The 14,928-nt window shown below is 49.5% G+C and carries 16 protein-coding genes; 10 read left to right on the top strand and 6 right to left on the bottom strand.

Annotated elements, in window-relative coordinates:
• The first annotated feature begins 76 nt into the window (after positions 1–76).
• Positions 77–1,453: an MBL fold metallo-hydrolase gene (locus tag D9T21_RS01175; protein WP_123323367.1), complete on the top strand. Its 1,377-nt coding sequence runs from the start codon at positions 77–79 to the stop codon at positions 1,451–1,453.
• A 232-nt stretch (positions 1,454–1,685) separates the two neighbouring features.
• Complete coding sequence (locus D9T21_RS01170; RefSeq protein WP_123323366.1) at positions 1,686–2,069, top strand: hypothetical protein; 384 nt, start codon at positions 1,686–1,688, stop codon at positions 2,067–2,069.
• Between the two features lie 35 nt (positions 2,070–2,104).
• On the opposite strand, the gene D9T21_RS01165 is transcribed toward D9T21_RS01170, so the two are convergent.
• Entirely contained in the window at positions 2,105–2,572 is a 468-nt protein-coding gene (locus D9T21_RS01165) for a GNAT family N-acetyltransferase (protein ID WP_123323365.1), read from the bottom strand.
• A complete protein-coding gene (locus D9T21_RS01160; protein ID WP_123323364.1) occupies positions 2,565–2,963 on the bottom strand; it encodes a rhodanese-like domain-containing protein in 399 nt (132 codons plus the stop codon). The genes D9T21_RS01165 and D9T21_RS01160 overlap by 8 nt, the downstream gene beginning before the upstream one ends.
• 121 nt (positions 2,964–3,084) lie before the next feature.
• On the opposite strand from D9T21_RS01160, the gene D9T21_RS01155 reads away from it, so the two are divergent.
• Entirely contained in the window at positions 3,085–4,035 is a 951-nt protein-coding gene (locus D9T21_RS01155) for a GlxA family transcriptional regulator (protein WP_123323363.1), read from the top strand.
• A gap of 29 nt (positions 4,036–4,064) precedes the next feature.
• Here the strand turns inward: D9T21_RS01155 and D9T21_RS01150 are convergent, their stop codons facing one another.
• Positions 4,065–4,253 (bottom strand): hypothetical protein, encoded by a 189-nt coding sequence (locus tag D9T21_RS01150; protein WP_105935803.1) that lies wholly within the window; start codon positions 4,251–4,253, stop codon positions 4,065–4,067.
• A gap of 279 nt (positions 4,254–4,532) precedes the next feature.
• Here D9T21_RS01150 and D9T21_RS01145 point away from each other — a divergent pair, with 279 nt between their 5' ends.
• From D9T21_RS01145 to D9T21_RS01135, 3 genes are all read left to right on the top strand, one after another.
• On the top strand, positions 4,533–4,892 hold the full coding sequence (locus tag D9T21_RS01145; RefSeq protein WP_123323362.1) for a deoxyguanosinetriphosphate triphosphohydrolase: 360 nt from the start codon (positions 4,533–4,535) through the stop codon (positions 4,890–4,892).
• Between the two features lie 52 nt (positions 4,893–4,944).
• Positions 4,945–5,430: a YchJ family protein gene (locus D9T21_RS01140; RefSeq protein ID WP_123323361.1), complete on the top strand. Its 486-nt coding sequence runs from the start codon at positions 4,945–4,947 to the stop codon at positions 5,428–5,430.
• 299 nt (positions 5,431–5,729) lie between these two features.
• Positions 5,730–7,562, top strand: coding sequence for a M2 family metallopeptidase (locus D9T21_RS01135; RefSeq protein WP_123323360.1), 1,833 nt, complete (start codon positions 5,730–5,732; stop codon positions 7,560–7,562).
• A 451-nt stretch (positions 7,563–8,013) separates the two neighbouring features.
• On the opposite strand, the gene D9T21_RS01130 is transcribed toward D9T21_RS01135, so the two are convergent.
• Positions 8,014–8,955: a DMT family transporter gene (locus tag D9T21_RS01130; RefSeq protein ID WP_123323359.1), complete on the bottom strand. Its 942-nt coding sequence runs from the start codon at positions 8,953–8,955 to the stop codon at positions 8,014–8,016.
• Positions 8,956–9,083: 128 nt separating this feature from the next.
• Here D9T21_RS01130 and D9T21_RS01125 point away from each other — a divergent pair, with 128 nt between their 5' ends.
• From D9T21_RS01125 to D9T21_RS01110, 4 genes are all read left to right on the top strand, one after another.
• Entirely contained in the window at positions 9,084–9,944 is an 861-nt protein-coding gene (locus tag D9T21_RS01125; protein ID WP_123323358.1) for a LysR family transcriptional regulator, read from the top strand.
• A gap of 58 nt (positions 9,945–10,002) precedes the next feature.
• A complete protein-coding gene (gene zntR, locus D9T21_RS01120) occupies positions 10,003–10,425 on the top strand; it encodes a Zn(2+)-responsive transcriptional regulator (RefSeq protein WP_123323357.1) in 423 nt (140 codons plus the stop codon).
• Positions 10,422–11,654, top strand: coding sequence for an SO_0444 family Cu/Zn efflux transporter (locus D9T21_RS01115; protein ID WP_123323356.1), 1,233 nt, complete (start codon positions 10,422–10,424; stop codon positions 11,652–11,654). The genes zntR and D9T21_RS01115 overlap by 4 nt, the downstream gene beginning before the upstream one ends.
• Before the next feature lie 63 nt (positions 11,655–11,717).
• Complete coding sequence (locus D9T21_RS01110) at positions 11,718–11,876, top strand: YqaE/Pmp3 family membrane protein (protein WP_105935811.1); 159 nt, start codon at positions 11,718–11,720, stop codon at positions 11,874–11,876.
• Here D9T21_RS01110 and D9T21_RS01105 read toward each other — a convergent pair.
• Positions 11,866–13,416 carry a tryptophan halogenase family protein gene (locus D9T21_RS01105; RefSeq protein WP_123323355.1) on the bottom strand — a complete coding sequence of 517 codons (1,551 nt, stop codon included), beginning with the start codon at positions 13,414–13,416 and terminating at the stop codon, positions 11,866–11,868. The genes D9T21_RS01110 and D9T21_RS01105 overlap by 11 nt on opposite strands.
• 9 nt (positions 13,417–13,425) lie before the next feature.
• The gene (locus D9T21_RS01100; RefSeq protein ID WP_123323354.1) at positions 13,426–14,922 is read right to left on the bottom strand and encodes a tryptophan halogenase family protein; all 1,497 of its coding nucleotides are present in this window, start codon (positions 14,920–14,922) and stop codon (positions 13,426–13,428) included.
• Positions 14,923–14,928 lie beyond the last annotated feature (6 nt).

Raw genomic sequence — 14,928 nt, 5'->3', positions numbered from 1 at the left:
CATGACATTTGAAAGCTTATGGTGAAGTGAATACATTCACGTTGTGCGCGGCACAACACCAAAGTGGAGTTAACCTATGTTTTTTGAATCTGTTAAAACACCGGGCATTGCCCACCTTTCCTACCTGATTGGCAGTGATGGTGAAGCCTGTGTGATTGATCCTCAGTTAGATACGCAACATTACCTCGCCCTTGCCGGAAAGCATGAGTGCCGGATCACTACCATTATCGAAACCCACCGCAATGAAGACTTTATCTCTGGCGCCGTAGCTCTGGCCAACCAGACCGGTGCTGAAATTTACCATGGTAAAGACGCTGACGAGCCTATCGAATATGCCCACAAGACCGTTAATGGCGATAAATTTGAGATTGGTAAATGGACACTCGAGGTCATTGCAACGCCCGGCCATACCAAAGACAGTATTTGTGTGTTGGCTATCGACAACGAACAGGATGGTCAGCCCATTGGTGTATTTACCGGCGATACCTTATTTGTCAGTGAAGTTGGCCGCACGGACTTTTACCCTGAGGAAAAGGAAAAAATGGCGGGCCAGCTTTATGACAGCCTGCAAACGCTGGCCAACCTGGGTGACGATATTATTGTATACCCCGCTCACGGCGCCGGCTCGGTGTGTGGTTCAGGCATGGCAGCGCGTGAGTTTACCACCATAGGGATAGAGAAACGGCAAAACCCGGGCTACCAGTGCACCTCTAAAAAAGCATTTATAGAGCGTAAGTTAAAAGAGAACCATTATATTGCTCCCTACTTCAGCAAGATGGAGCAGTCTAATGTTACCGGGATGGATACGCCTATACCGGCAGTGGCTTGTCAGAAATTGGCGCCGGATGCCCTGCCTGCCTGGCAGAAAAGCGCCGAACGTCCCGGTATACTCATTGATGTGAGAAGTCATGCTCAGTTTCGCGACTGTCACTATCCCGGTAGTCTTAATCTGCCGGGCGGTTTACTCAGCGCGTATGGCGGCTGGTTTCTTGACTATTCCACCCCTATCGCACTGGTAGCTGATTCCCATCAACAAGCTACCGAAAGCGCCGAACAGTTGTGGCGGATGGGCTATCAACAAATTAGTGGTTACCTGACCATGGTACCAAAGCCAGATACTGTCGAGGCGTACCAACGTCAGCATGTGAAATCCGTTACCGCAGATAAGGTTGATGAGCGCATTAAAGCGCCACGAGCCAACTGGCAACTGCTGGATGTTCGTAAACAGGAAGAGGTTGAAAATAACGAATTTAAACAGGCTAAGCATATCTACTTAGGCTATCTGCCGGAAATGCACCACCAGCTGGATAAATCCCGCCACTATACGCTGGCCTGTGGCAGCGGTAAGCGCGCTACCGTAGCAGCCAGTTATCTGTTGGCCCAGGGTTTTGATAACGTGGATGTTTTCATTGGATCAATGCAGGCCTGGCAGAGCTACCAACAAGGCGCATAACAGATTTACAGTCTGTATTGCAGAGCACATCCTAACGGCAAGGAGGCCGGATGTGTTAGCCTGAGTAGTCGGGGTTACTTGCTTTATGCGGCAATCACTGCAATATTATTGAAGTAACACGGATTTTCGTTACCTGATTTACAAGATTTATTCACCAGATTTCACGGATTGAAAACATGGCAAATCATCACTTTTCTTCATTCTGCTCCTGTCAACCTGACCGGGGGTGGCTATGCCTTTAAAAGCACTCAGCTTCGTAGTTGCAATCGCCATTATTCTCTATCAGATTTATGTTGTCACTTCGCCGAGTGTCAGTTTGCTGAACAGCTCTGACAGCGAAATCGTTGAGGGCAACATTGGCCTGAACAATGGCGAGTTGTCGTTTGGTCAACTCCAGGACGGTGAGGATAAAGCACTTTCTTATTCACTGTTGTCAGGCAGCGGTGAATATACCTATTATTTCAGACTCAGCAACAACACCATACTGACCGGCACATGTGGCGACTTTAAAAACTTTGAAGTCAGCAAACGGGTGATATTTATGGTCAGTAATAAAAAAGTGATTTATGCCAACAGCAACGGCGAACCACATGTCTGCCGGAGCACCCGGGTATAGAGACACCGGCAGATGGTTAAACGTGCTGCAAGCCGTCAAAGCTCTAGCGACATGATTTGCCACCGACTTTCTGTCTGCCCGCCCAGCCGTTTATAAAACCGCTGAGCAGACTGGTTGTCGGCTAATACTTCCCATTTCATTTTGCTACCGCCTCGAGCTATACAGTGCGCCCGGGCTGCGTTAAATAATGCTTCACCAACGCCCCGCCCCCTGCACTCGGCAGCAACAAACAACTCTTTGATCACCATCCACGGCTGAAGGTCGTAAGTAAAAGGCTGATAAAAGTAAACCAACATGCCCGCTACATAATAAGGCTCTTCACCAGAATCTTCGGCAGCCACCAGTACACCGGCTTGAGAATTATGCTCAATCAACTGCCCGAGGCTATTACGGTTCACTTTAAACTGCTCGCTATAGCCTTCAAAAGCCGCCAGCCCTTGCATTAATGGCAGTACGCTATCAATACCATGAACTGTGGCTTCTCTTACCAGCAGCTCATTCATCACTGATTAACTCAAAACCTTCATCCAGCCAGCCGGTAACCCCGCCAATCATTTTCTTCACCGGCCAGCCCAGGCGCGCCAGCCTGATAGCCGCTTTTTCGGTAGCGTTGCAATGTGGCCCCGCGCAATACACCACAAATACGGTTTCTGCGGGATAGTCAGATAATGTCTCTTCGTTTATCTGCCCATGGGGCAAAAATGTAGCTCCCTCAATGTAGCCTTGCCGGGCCACTTCCACTGCGCGTACATCAAGCAAGACAAAATCGGTCAGATCGTTGTGCAGCGCATAGTGGACATCCCAACAGTCAGTTTCAAATTTCAGTAATCGCTGAAAATGGGCTAAGGCTTCCTCACTGGCAGCAGGTCTGGGGCGAATAACAGTAGATGGCATAATAAAACTCCCTGATGAATTGAAAGTTAATTATCACTGCTGGATCGCCTCGCCAAAACTGTCTAAAATTACCACTATCGATAATATTTAGACAAATTAGTCGTTATAAGTGCGGGTCCCTATGATAAAAGTCACCATTTTGCTTTGTGAAACGCTGTCGTTGTTTGAACTTGGCTGCGCCACTGAGCTATTTGCCCTCCCCCGACCGGAGTTTAAAGACTGGTATCAGACCAAAACCGTGACACTGGGCAGGCAAACACTGCAAGGTTTAGGCAATACGGCCTTTCAGTGCCCTGCGGTTGAGCAACTCCCGGCCACTCATCTGCTGGTGATCCCCAGTTTTCCGGTGGACGTTGAGCGTATCGACCCGCTGTTAGCCAGTGAAGTGCGTCGTCATTATGATCAGGGGGGCCGGATTATCAGCTTTTGCTCCGGCTCATTTTTACTAGCGGCACTCGGCCTGCTCAATCAACGCACGGCGATTACACACTGGCGCTATGCCGAACAATTTAAGCAACGCTTTCCACATATCACCTACCGGGATGACAGTTTGTACTGGTACGACGGCCGGATTGGCTGCTCGGCAGGCAGTGCCGCTGCCATTGACCTGGGAATAGCGGTTATTCGAGATGATTTTGGTTATGAATATGCCAATGCGGTGGCAAGACGCCTGGTGCTACCTGCACACCGCGACGGCGGCCAGTCGCAATTTGTACAGAAACCGCTGGCGCCGGTGAACGCTGCGCTGGCAAAAGTACTCGACTGGGCGGTAAAACATAGTGGGTCTGGATTAACCGTGGAGCAGATGGCAGCTAAGGCCAACATGACCCGACGCACTCTGGATCGCCATTTTATTCGCCACTTTAATATGACCCCCCATCAATGGCTGTGCGAACGCAAGCTTGAGGTAGCCCGGCAACTGCTGGAAACCACTCACCTCTCCGTAGAACAAATTGCCGGGAGAGCAGGCTTTGATAATGCTGTAACCCTAAGACACAATTTTAATAAATATCTGTCGGTATCACCGACGAAATACCGCCAGACTTTTCAAAGTAGTCAGCAGCCGTTTTAAGTGGTTACCTTATTAATTTTAAGACAGCGCTATTGCTTGGAAACTTGCTTGAGTGGTCTGGCTTTTTCCCATTTAAAAATGCCAACCCAAAAACCCAGTTCCAGTAGCATACCCACAATTACCAATACAAAAATGCCGGTAGCAAAGCCTGCCTGATAACAAAGCAAGGCGCCCATAAGCAAAGCTATCAGCAGTATTACGCGTTTAACGTTAAACATGAAATGCGACTCTTCTTAGTTTTCCCTGACTAAAAGTAAAGCGTTCAATCGCCCTTAGCGCAATCAGTAAAATGTAACTAAGCATAACGCGGCTACCCGTTTCGGCCATGCATAATCTTTAAACCCTCCTTTTATCTACACCACAGCGCCACCTTTGAGTAACCATTGGCGAAGGATCGGGTAAGATCGATTAAAAAAGTAGCAAAAAATTCTTGCATGTTGTTTTACACAGTATTACTGTATATCCATACACTGTATATATTAACAGGGAAAACAAACATGACTATGGCAACCACAACTTTTGAGACTGAAAGCAACATCCTGCAATTTCCTCAGCGCGAGGCCAAACGCGCACCAGCGCACAAAGGCTGGTCATATTTGTTATCAAATTCCGTGGCTTTTCAGAAAGATGTCGACTACGCCATTCGTATACAGAAACCAGACCAGGAAAAAGTACCAGCCTGGATCTGCCGCCTGATTACCAGTGGGCAGTGCCGCTCTATTTATGTAGAGGATCTCATTCTGACGCCAGAAGAGCGTGTTTCTATTAAACAACTGTGCGAGCAATATGCAGTGTCTTTAGTGGCGGTATCCGTAAATGACAAGGTGGCCGGCAATATCCTGCAAGGCCCTTGGTAAAACCGGCGTCTCGCCTTACACTACTGGCATTATCATTTAACAGGATTAGCCGGTGTTGTGTTTTTGTTGTAGTAATAAGCCTTATAGCGAGTGTTGTGAGCCTAAGCATACCGGGGCAACAATAGCAGAATCAGCAAAAGCCCTGATGCGCTCTCGCTTTAGTGCATATTGCCTGAGTAACTGGGCGTATATTTTAAAAACCTACGCAAAAAAACAACGAGCCTCATTAAGTGAGCAAGCGTTAGAAGAAAGTGCTTCTGGAACCAAGTGGTTGGCTTTATCAGTAGTCCCCCCCTCAGCCGAAGCACAACAAAGTTCTGCGATTACCGATCAGGTAGAATTTAAAGCCTATTACGCTGTTAACCACAAACCATACCTGATGCATGAAACCAGCGACTTTGTTATGGAAGATAATGAATGGCGTTATACCACAGGCATCATGCACAGCGATTCCGGCTTACTCAAAACGGGCCGCAACGATCCCTGCTTTTGTGGTAGCGGCAAAAAATTTAAGCAGTGTTGTTTAAAGCGAATATAGCGACGCCTGCCGCGTAATCTGCCTACCCCGCATATATTTTCTGCCCTTATTCATATTTCCATTTTTGCCTGTTTAGACAACTCCCTACATATCATCCTGTAATCCCTGTACTACACCCTATCGCTATTGCTAACCGCCTGTATCACTTGGCTTTAGCCGGGAATGTGATTACAGTGGTAAGCGTGCTCAAATAGGTACATACCTTATGTAGTACGGCTATTTCAGCCTCAAATCATTGCAATATAACAACAAGGGAGTCACCCCAATTAAGCGGTTATTCCCAAAACGAGAGAAGCATTATGAAAATGACCCGTCTTTCTTTGGTTTCACTGGGCCTGGTTGCCGCTCTTAGCGGTTGTCAGCCAGCCAGCGAACCACCACAGGAAACCACCGAAACAACGCCGATGTATACTGCCGAAGATGCGGCAATGTTTGTTGAATCAGCCCAGCGTGAAATGGAAAAGATGCAGGTACCGGCAGCCAAGGCCGCGTGGTTATATGCAACCAATATCAATGAAGATACGGCCACGGTGAACGCCTATATTTCTGAACTCTATGCAAACCGTGCATCTGAGCTGGCCAAGCAGGCAGCAGAGTTTAATGATGTGGAAGTAGATGCAGATCTGCGCCGTAAACTGGATCTCATGCGCACTTCCCTGACTATGCCACCTCCGGCAAGCCCGATGAAATCTGAGCGTCTGGCGCAAATAAGCTCTGAGCTCGATGGCATGTACGGTAAAGGCAAGTACTGCCGTTCAGAGGGAGACTGTATCGGCCTGGTCGATATGAGTGCAGAAATGGCGACTTCCCGCGAAGCCGATCTGCTGCTGGAATACTGGCAAGGCTGGCGCGAAGTGTCTGTCCCTATGAAAGACTTGTATGCCGAACAGGTGGTTATCGCTAATGAAGGTGCGGCAGAACTGGGCTTTGCTAATGTCAGCGAGTTATGGCGCAGCAAATATGATATGCCTGCCGATGACTTCCCGGTTGAACTGGACCGCTTATGGGGTCAGGTGAAGCCCTTGTATGATGCCCTGCACTGCCATGTCCGTGCTGAGCTCGGCGATTACTACGGTGAAGATATTGTGCCGCAGGATAAGCCTATTCCGGCTCATTTGCTGGGCAATATGTGGGCGCAGAGCTGGGGCAATATTTACGATTTAGTAAAACCCGATGAGCCGATGGAAGTGCCTGACGTTACCGGTGCATTGCGCGATCAGGGCTACGATGAAATTAAAATGGTTAAACAGGCTGAATCGTTCTTCTCCTCACTGGGCTTTGAACAATTACCAGAAACATTCTGGGAACGCTCTCAGTTCAGCAAACCTGCCGATCGCGATGTGCAATGCCATGCTTCGGCCTGGAATGTTGACGATAAAGACGATTTACGCATTAAGATGTGTATCCAGATTACCGGCGAAGAGTTTAACGTAATTCACCACGAACTGGGCCACAACTATTACCAGCGCGCCTACAACCAGGAACCACTGCTGTATCGCGGTTCAGCAAACGATGGTTTCCATGAAGCCATTGGCGATACCATTGCCCTGTCCATTACGCCAAAGTACTTAAAAGAAATTGGTCTGATTGATGAAATCCCCGATCCTTCCAATGACGTCGGCATGCTGTTACAAACAGCGCTGGATAAAATAGCCTTTATTCCGTTTGGTTTAATGGTTGATCAATGGCGCTGGAAAGTCATGGCCGGCGAAGTCGGTCCGGATGATTACAACGAACTATGGTGGAATTTACGCGAGAAATATCAGGGTGTAATGGCGCCGGTAGCTCGTGATACTAACGCCTTTGATCCTGGCGCTAAATATCATGTTCCGGCCAATGTGCCGTACACCCGTTATTTCCTTGCCCACATACTGCAATTCCAGTTCCATAAGGCGTTGTGTGATGTGGCAGGCGATGAAGGTCCGTTAAACCGCTGCTCTATTTATGGCAGTGAGGAAGCGGGTGAAGCCCTTAATGCCATGCTGGAAATGGGACAGAGTAAACCCTGGCAGGAAGCACTACAAACGCTAACCGGCACGGATAAAATGGACGCAAGCACCATTGTTAATTACTTCCAGCCACTTAAAACCTGGCTCGATGAGCAAAATAAAGACCGTCAGTGTGGCTGGTAAGCCCTTAGCCTGATAAAGGCTGACAAATATTCACTGACTTAAAAAAGCCACCTTCCAAAGAAGGTGGTTTTGCATTCTTCTTGAACAAGGCTTTAATTAATTTAAATCGGAGAAAGAAAGGTTGTGTGCCCTTCTTCAGTGTTGTCATTGTCACTGACAGACATAACAAACCAGAAGAATCATCATGGATGAGGATTCAGTCAATGCGGCACATGGATGTGCCGTCATTGATGGTCTGGTTTGTTCTGTCAGGGACGATGACGTTTTTCACTGATAAGGGCTGCGGGGAGTCCAGAGGGTGTCGCACAACACCCTCTGGTCGCTGTCGGCGACTCCGACAACAATCTATAAACATCTTACATTGCCAGGCATGACACCAATGCAGGCAAGAGCCTTCCAAGACGTGTAATCATGTTTTCATGCATTTAGTTTCATTTATTTGCACGCAAAATTACGCCGTACAGGATGACTTTCGGCGCCACTTCCCGATTACCAACCGAACCGGAAAATTACTGATCAGCGTACCGGCAAGGATTAGCAATAACGCAATGGTTAGCCCTGGCGTCCATTGCTCGTTAAATAACGGCACAGCCAGAACACTGGCAAAAACCGGTACTAACGCCATCAGGCCGCCCATTCGGGTCGCGCCAATTAAGTGTACCGCCCGACCATACAGGACCATCTGAATAGTAGTTGCCATTACGCCCTGATAAAAAGCCTGTAACCCCAGCATTTGCCAGGAAGCTTCGCTGAGATTATGTGGTAGCCACAATACATAAACGGGCGTAAACAACAGCGTCGTTACCGTGATGATCCCCAGCGTGGCGTGCCATGGGGCAAACTGCCAGCGCCGCAATAAAACGGTAAACACGCCCCAGCACATACAGGCAACAATAAAGCTCATATCACCAAACCAAAAGCGATTATCAACCAGCAGCGTCTCGATTAACAATGCAGCTATACCCAGACTGCTTACCGCGATCCCCAGCCAGGACGATAATTTATGCCGCTCGCCAGCAACAAAATAAGCAAATACCGCAATCATAATGGGCATCAGGCCTGGTAGTAACAGCGCCGCATGGGTAGCCGGTGCATGAGCGAAACCGGTAAACACCGATAAGGCGTACGCGAGCCCGCCAATACTACCCAACACCGCCATACGCCATTGGCAGATCACGTTACGATGTCGCCAGATAAACGGAGAAAACAATACAAACGCGGTACCAAAGCGCACCATAATCAAATCCGGGGTGGCCAGAGCTGCTAAGGCCCCGGCCTTGGACACCAAAATAAATCCGGTCCAAATCATCACTGCACACAGCGCATACGCCAGTCCGGCCATAGGCATTGCTGTTATCGGTTGTGATGGCGAATGTGCACCAGTGTCACTCATGTGTTGTGATCCCCGTTGATTTTATGAGTGATGAGTATAAGCTACCCAAACATTCATTTATAATGAATATTGAAGAACAACTCTTTCATTATTTATGAAAGAGTCATCGCCTTAACCTGGAAGTACTGATGGATATTGCCGACCTTACCGTTTTTAAAGCCGTCATTGAGCATGACAGTGTTAGCCGTGCGGCCGAGTCACTGCATCGCGTGCCTTCAAACGTGACAGCACGGATCAAAAAACTCGAACAGGAACTCAATGTGGAGCTGTTCCTGCGCACCAATAATCGCCTCACCGTTACCTCTGCAGGACTTCGGCTACTCGACTACGCCAATCAGATATTGCAGTTACACAAAAGTGCCATAGCGGAGTTAACCCAGAAAGAGCCTTCGGGTTTACTGCGCCTGGGCTCTATGGAAAGCAGTGCCGCATCGCGCTTACCCGACATACTATCGGCTTTTCACCAGCATTATCATGCTGTGCAGGTAGAATTGATTACCCGGGCATCCATGCCACTGATTGAAAAAGTGATAGATGGCGAGCTGGATGTGGTCATGGCTGCCGATCCACCCGATGATCCCCGTTTGCATTGCGTGGCCTGTTTTGATGAAGAATTAGTGCTTATTATGCCGGCTGACTGGCCGGACATAGATGAGCTACCGACCTCGCTGACCATGGTTGGCTATCAGAAAGGCTGCTCCTATCGCCACCGCCTGGAAACCTGGTTTAAAAAGCACGGGCATACTTGCGAAAAGGTCATAGAGATCCCCAGCCACTTTACCATGATTGGCTGTGTCATCGCCGGAATGGGAATTGGCATGGTGCCCCGTTCATTGTTGACGCTGCATCAGACCAGCGGGCTTAAAATAGCTCCAGTAGATAGCGACATTGCAAATGCCCCTACCTATCTGGTATCCCGTAAAGATAATCCATCCAGCGCCATTCAAGCGTTTATCAGCTGCAGCATGGAAGTTGCCGCAACTGTATGACGGTTATTTTTTTGCTATGCTTGACTCTGGAGCTAACTCCAGGGTTTAAACTACCAGTATGAAGACTAAACATTACAAAATTGGCCAATTGGCATCACTCACCGGGCTGACTGTCGACACCGTACGCTTTTATGAAAACAAAGGGTTGGTACAGGCATCACAGCGTTCGGATGCCGGTTACCGGTTATTTTCTGCTGACGATTTAGCCCGCCTGCAATTTATTAAGCGGGCCAAGGCCGTTGGCTTTACCCTTGATGAAATCAGCGAGCTTCTGGAACTGCGTCTGCATCCCGACGATCACACCTGTGAAGAGGTAAAGCAGGTCACGGCACGCAAAGTGAGGGAGTTAGATGAAAAGATTGCTGAGCTGGAGAAAATTCGTATGTCATTAAAAACACTGCATACTGCCTGTTGCGGCGGTCCTGAGAGTGCTGAGCACTGCTCTATCCTGCAGGCACTGGATTCCATGGAGGCATCATGAGCGATATTGCCCTGTTAGCACAAAACTTTTTATTACTGTTTATGGAGTCAGCGCCGTGGTTATTGCTCGGGCTACTGGTTGCCGGCCTGATGCATGAACTGGTCCCCATCAGCATGTTACAAAAACACATGGGCAGTGCCAGTACCGGCGCAGTTGGTAAAGCGGCAGTCATTGGCGCTCCCCTGCCTCTTTGTTCATGTGGGGTTATTCCTGCAGCGGTGGGCTTACGCCGCAGCGGCGCCTCCAAACCCGCGACTGTCTCATTTTTGGTCTCCACGCCGGAAACCGGGGTAGACTCAGTGTCTGTTTCCTACGCGTTGCTTGGCCCGCTGTTCGCTATAGTGCGTCCATTTTGCGCCATTGTCAGCGCTATCTACGCCGGAATGATGGTGAAATGGTTCGATAAAGAAGCACCAGCGACCACCCATGAGGCCCCTGCCACACCGGCCGAAGCCCCCCAAAACTGCTGTAGCAGTAAAGCAAAAGTAGCAGAAACAACGACATCCTGTTGCAGCAGCAAGCCTGCTGAGCCGGTAAGCACTGCATCCTGCTGCAGCACTGATAAAGCAAAGGCAACACCAGCAAGTACATCTTCTTGCTGCGACAGCGAAGACAGCTCAGCCTCACCTGCAAATAAACCTGGCTTTACAGACAAAGTCGCCGCTATCTGGCAATTTTCCAGTGGCAAACTACTTATTGATATTACCGTCTGGTTGTTGATTGGCCTGGCGCTGGCCGCAGCAATTCAAACCTGGGTACCCACCGACTTTCTTACCAGTTGGGGCGACGGTCTGGTGGCCATGCTGGTTATGGCAGTGATTGGTATTCCTATGTACATCTGTGCCACGGCATCTACGCCTATTGCGGTAGGCTTTTTAAGTGCTGGATTATCTCCTGGTGCCGTATTGGTTTTTTTACTGGCTGGCCCGGCCACGAATATTTCAACCATGGGGATGATTGCCAAGGAGATGGGTAAACGAACTCTCATTCTGTATATCACCAGTGTAATGAGCGCAAGTATAGTGCTGGGCTATGGTTTAAACCTGCTGGTCGATCAGTTTTCCCTGCAGTCGTGGATTGCGCTTGGTCAGTCAACCCACGAACATGGAGAGATCTCACCAATCTATGCACTGTGTGCTGTTCTCCTCGGTGGTTTAATGATTAGAAATGGCTGGCAGGCACTGCAACAAAAAATGACTAAGTCTTCCCAGGCCAGCTGTTGTCACTAATTACTACTAACTGGCAAGGCCCTTGCAACATCCATGGTTTTCTACACAAATAAGGTGAAAACCATGGATATTCTACGCATTTTATTGTCAATTTTACTGCCACCGCTGGGCGTGTTTCTGCAAGTCGGTATTGGCGCGCAATTCTGGATCAATATTTTACTGACGCTGCTGGGCTATATCCCGGGCATTGTGCACGCGGTTTATATTATTGCTAAGCGCTAGCCGCCTTAAGCCGGTTAAAATATTCCCGGTTGGTTGGCAACTGCGCCAACAGCTTATCGCCATTGTGCAAAAACTCCCGGCGCACCCTTTCAATTAGTGGTTTGCGCAGACTGGTAATGCCACCCGGCTGCCAGTCATGGGAGCGAAACCCCATGCCATACAATACGTATTGTTTACTGGCAGAGGAGAAAAGCTCCTGGCGCAGATTGGTTTCTAACAAGCCAGGCGGCTGACTTTGCCATAACTGCAAAGCATCCCGGAGGCTGTCTGTCCAGGAAGCAGGATCGGCATGGGCCTGCCAATAGGGGCTGTCGCGGCGCTCACTTAATACATAATGCAGTTTGATGAAGTCAATGATCTCGCCCCACCGTGCGTCCGTCATTTCATTGTAGCGTTTACGTAGCACTGCCATGGCAGCCCGGCTGCGCGGCAGTTGGTCGGCTATCCACTCCGCCGACTTTTCAATCAGTACCAGTGCCGTGGCTTCCAGCGGTTCAACAAAACCAGCGGATACCCCGATTGCAACGCAGTTATGTTCCCAGAATCGCGCCCGGTGGCCGGGATCAAAGCGGATGGTTCGCGGCATAATCGCTTTCTGGCTCAAAGACTCATCACTGCTGATATAAGCTCTTAATGCGTCCTCAGCCTGAGTCTCGGTAGTTAGCTCGCTGGCAAAAACATGGCCGATACCGCGGCGCGACTGTAACGCGATATCCCACACCCACCCGTGAGGTCTTGCCGTAGCAACCGTACACGAGGCTATTGGCGTTTGGTCACTGGCATGGTTCACCTGGGCTGCCACTGCCGTGTCGTTAAATAAAATGTGCCGTTTAGAAACAAAGGGAACGTTGTAATGCTGGCCGATTAAGCGCGCACTAAATCCACTGCAATCAATAAATAAGTCACCGGCCAACGGCTCGCCTTCTGCCAGTTCGATAGCCGCTATTGCGCCATCGGGATGACTCTGGATCCCGGCAACATGGGCGCTTTTATACTGTACGCCGAGTTGCTCAGTGCAATGACGATGAAGGAGCGCGACAAATTTATCGGCGCTTAAATGGTAGCCGTAATTAAAATTGTAAGCGTATTCGGGTAATTGGGGCATTTTCGGCGCCTGATAGCGCTCACAGGCCATGCCCTGAGCACAGACCCAGGATTCAAAGTCGCCCGGGCAGCCTTCATCGTGCCAGGCCTCAACCAGATTAACCGCACCAAACCCCGCAGGTGCCGTAAAGGGATGGTAATACTTATCCTCACCGCCCTGCTGCCAGCCAACAAACTTTGAAGCCTGCTTAAAACTAGCCTCACATTCACTGAGGAACTGCTTTTCGGCAATGCCCAGCAACCGCAGCGTGTCGCGCATAGTAGGCCAGGTTCCCTCACCCACGCCAAGGTTTTTAACGTCAGGCGATTCCACCAGAATGACTTCAGTGTGACTGTTCTCGCCAACCAGAGGGTTCTTGGCCGCAATAATGCCAGCGGTAAGCCAACCGGCGGTACCACCGCCTACAACCACAACCCGGGTGATATTCTTTTGCATGCCTGGCCCTTACTTAACCTGCTTGCCGGCCGGACAATACCGGGCAATAAAGTCGGCATGAGCGGGTAACTGGCCCAGCGCATTATTAACCGATTGCTTGAAAGCACTGAGTTGCTGTTTTAAACCGTCGGTGGGAAGCATTCGACTGGCCCCGTGATGCTGCGCTGGCATCAGGCCCTGGCCCATCATTACCTGCACCCAGGAATCGACTCTGAACAGCGCCACATCGTCGGGCCACACGTAGCCGTTTTGCGCAAAGATAGCCATTCGGTGGGCTAAGGGTTCCGGAATATCCATAGTGCGGTAATGATCCCAGAAATCACTGTCGGTACGTTTCGTCAGGTTGTAGTGCAAAATAATAAAATCGCGGATGGTCTCCATCTCTTTTTGCGTTTCTCGATTATATTGCTCAGCCAGCAGTTCGTGGTCATTGCTAAACGGAAATAGCTTCATCAGGCGGATAAGCGCGGTGGTAACCAGGTGAATACTGGTAGATTCCAGCGGCTCTAAAAAGCCACTGGCCAATCCAACCGCGATACAGTTCTTATGCCAGGCTTTCTCCCGTCGGCCGGTCTTAAATTTAAGGTAACGGGGTTCGGTTAGCATTTCACCGTCGAGGTTTTGCTTAAGGGTTGCCAGTGCATCCTCGTCACTTAAATAGCGACTGCTGTAAACAATACCATTACCGACCCGCGACTGTAGCGGAATACGCCACTGCCAACCGGCTTTATGGGCCGTGGCGATAGTGTATGGTTTGGGCGCTTCGGTAGACTGGGTTTGAATGGCAATCGCCCGATCGGCAGCCAGCCAGTGGCTCCAGTCTTCATATCCGACACCAAGATGTTCGCCTATTAATAGCCCCCTAAAACCGGTGCAATCAATAAACACATCCCCTTCGATCGCAATACCCGTATCCAGCGTCAGGCGGGTTAGGTTACCACTTTGAGGATCGGTATCTACCGACTGAATTTTACCCTCACAACGGGTAACACCGGCAGCTTCTGATTTCTTTCTAAGGTAAGCAGCATAAGCCGTAGCGTCGAGGTGGTAGGCAAAGTTAAGCGGCCGATTACCAATCTTAGTGGCAAACTTATTGGCTTTGGCAGCTTTTAATTCCAGGCAATAGTCTTCCAGACTATCCTGCTGACCATTAGCCACGGCTTCCATCCAGAATTCATGAAATTCGGCCATCCATGAACGCTGACCTATTTCGCCGAAAGAGTGAATATAACTGTCACCGTCGTTTGCCCAGTTATCAAACTGAATCCCCAGCTTAAAGGTGGCGTTTGTCGCAGCCATAAACTCTTGTTCGTTGATGCCCATCAGCTGATGAAAATTGCACATGGTAGGAATGGTTGCTTCCCCTACTCCCACGGTGCCAATCTGATCAGACTCAACTAACGTGATATCCAGCACGTTACCTAAACGGGTCACTAAACTAAACGCGGTTAACCATCCGGCAGTGCCGCCGCCGGCTACAACAACACGGGTTTTCTTTTGCGCCATTAATTT

The organism is Marisediminitalea oceani, assembly GCF_003731635.1.
Lineage (GTDB): Bacteria > Pseudomonadota > Gammaproteobacteria > Enterobacterales > Alteromonadaceae > Alteromonas > Alteromonas oceani.
The sequence above is the reverse complement of the archived record's forward strand: the minus strand, read 5'-3'. Positions and strand labels throughout refer to the sequence as shown.

Bases quoted from the DNA above. Each gene is read 5' to 3' on its own strand.
- D9T21_RS01145 (WP_123323362.1), top strand. From the start codon at position 4,533: ATGACTATGGCAACCACAACTTTTGAGACTGAAAGCAACATCCTGCAA.
- D9T21_RS01135 (WP_123323360.1), top strand. From the start codon at position 5,730: ATGAAAATGACCCGTCTTTCTTTGGTTTCACTGGGCCTGGTTGCCGCT.
- D9T21_RS01150 (WP_105935803.1), bottom strand. From the start codon at position 4,253: ATGTTTAACGTTAAACGCGTAATACTGCTGATAGCTTTGCTTATGGGC.
- D9T21_RS01155 (WP_123323363.1), top strand. From the start codon at position 3,085: ATGATAAAAGTCACCATTTTGCTTTGTGAAACGCTGTCGTTGTTTGAA.
- D9T21_RS01125 (WP_123323358.1), top strand. From the start codon at position 9,084: ATGGATATTGCCGACCTTACCGTTTTTAAAGCCGTCATTGAGCATGAC.
- D9T21_RS01160 (WP_123323364.1), bottom strand. From the start codon at position 2,963: ATGCCATCTACTGTTATTCGCCCCAGACCTGCTGCCAGTGAGGAAGCC.
- D9T21_RS01100 (WP_123323354.1), bottom strand. From the start codon at position 14,922: ATGGCGCAAAAGAAAACCCGTGTTGTTGTAGCCGGCGGCGGCACTGCC.
- zntR (WP_123323357.1), top strand. From the start codon at position 10,003: ATGAAGACTAAACATTACAAAATTGGCCAATTGGCATCACTCACCGGG.
- D9T21_RS01165 (WP_123323365.1), bottom strand. From the start codon at position 2,572: ATGAATGAGCTGCTGGTAAGAGAAGCCACAGTTCATGGTATTGATAGC.
- D9T21_RS01170 (WP_123323366.1), top strand. From the start codon at position 1,686: ATGCCTTTAAAAGCACTCAGCTTCGTAGTTGCAATCGCCATTATTCTC.
- D9T21_RS01175 (WP_123323367.1), top strand. From the start codon at position 77: ATGTTTTTTGAATCTGTTAAAACACCGGGCATTGCCCACCTTTCCTAC.
- D9T21_RS01105 (WP_123323355.1), bottom strand. From the start codon at position 13,416: ATGCAAAAGAATATCACCCGGGTTGTGGTTGTAGGCGGTGGTACCGCC.
- D9T21_RS01110 (WP_105935811.1), top strand. From the start codon at position 11,718: ATGGATATTCTACGCATTTTATTGTCAATTTTACTGCCACCGCTGGGC.
- D9T21_RS01115 (WP_123323356.1), top strand. From the start codon at position 10,422: ATGAGCGATATTGCCCTGTTAGCACAAAACTTTTTATTACTGTTTATG.
- D9T21_RS01130 (WP_123323359.1), bottom strand. From the start codon at position 8,955: ATGAGTGACACTGGTGCACATTCGCCATCACAACCGATAACAGCAATG.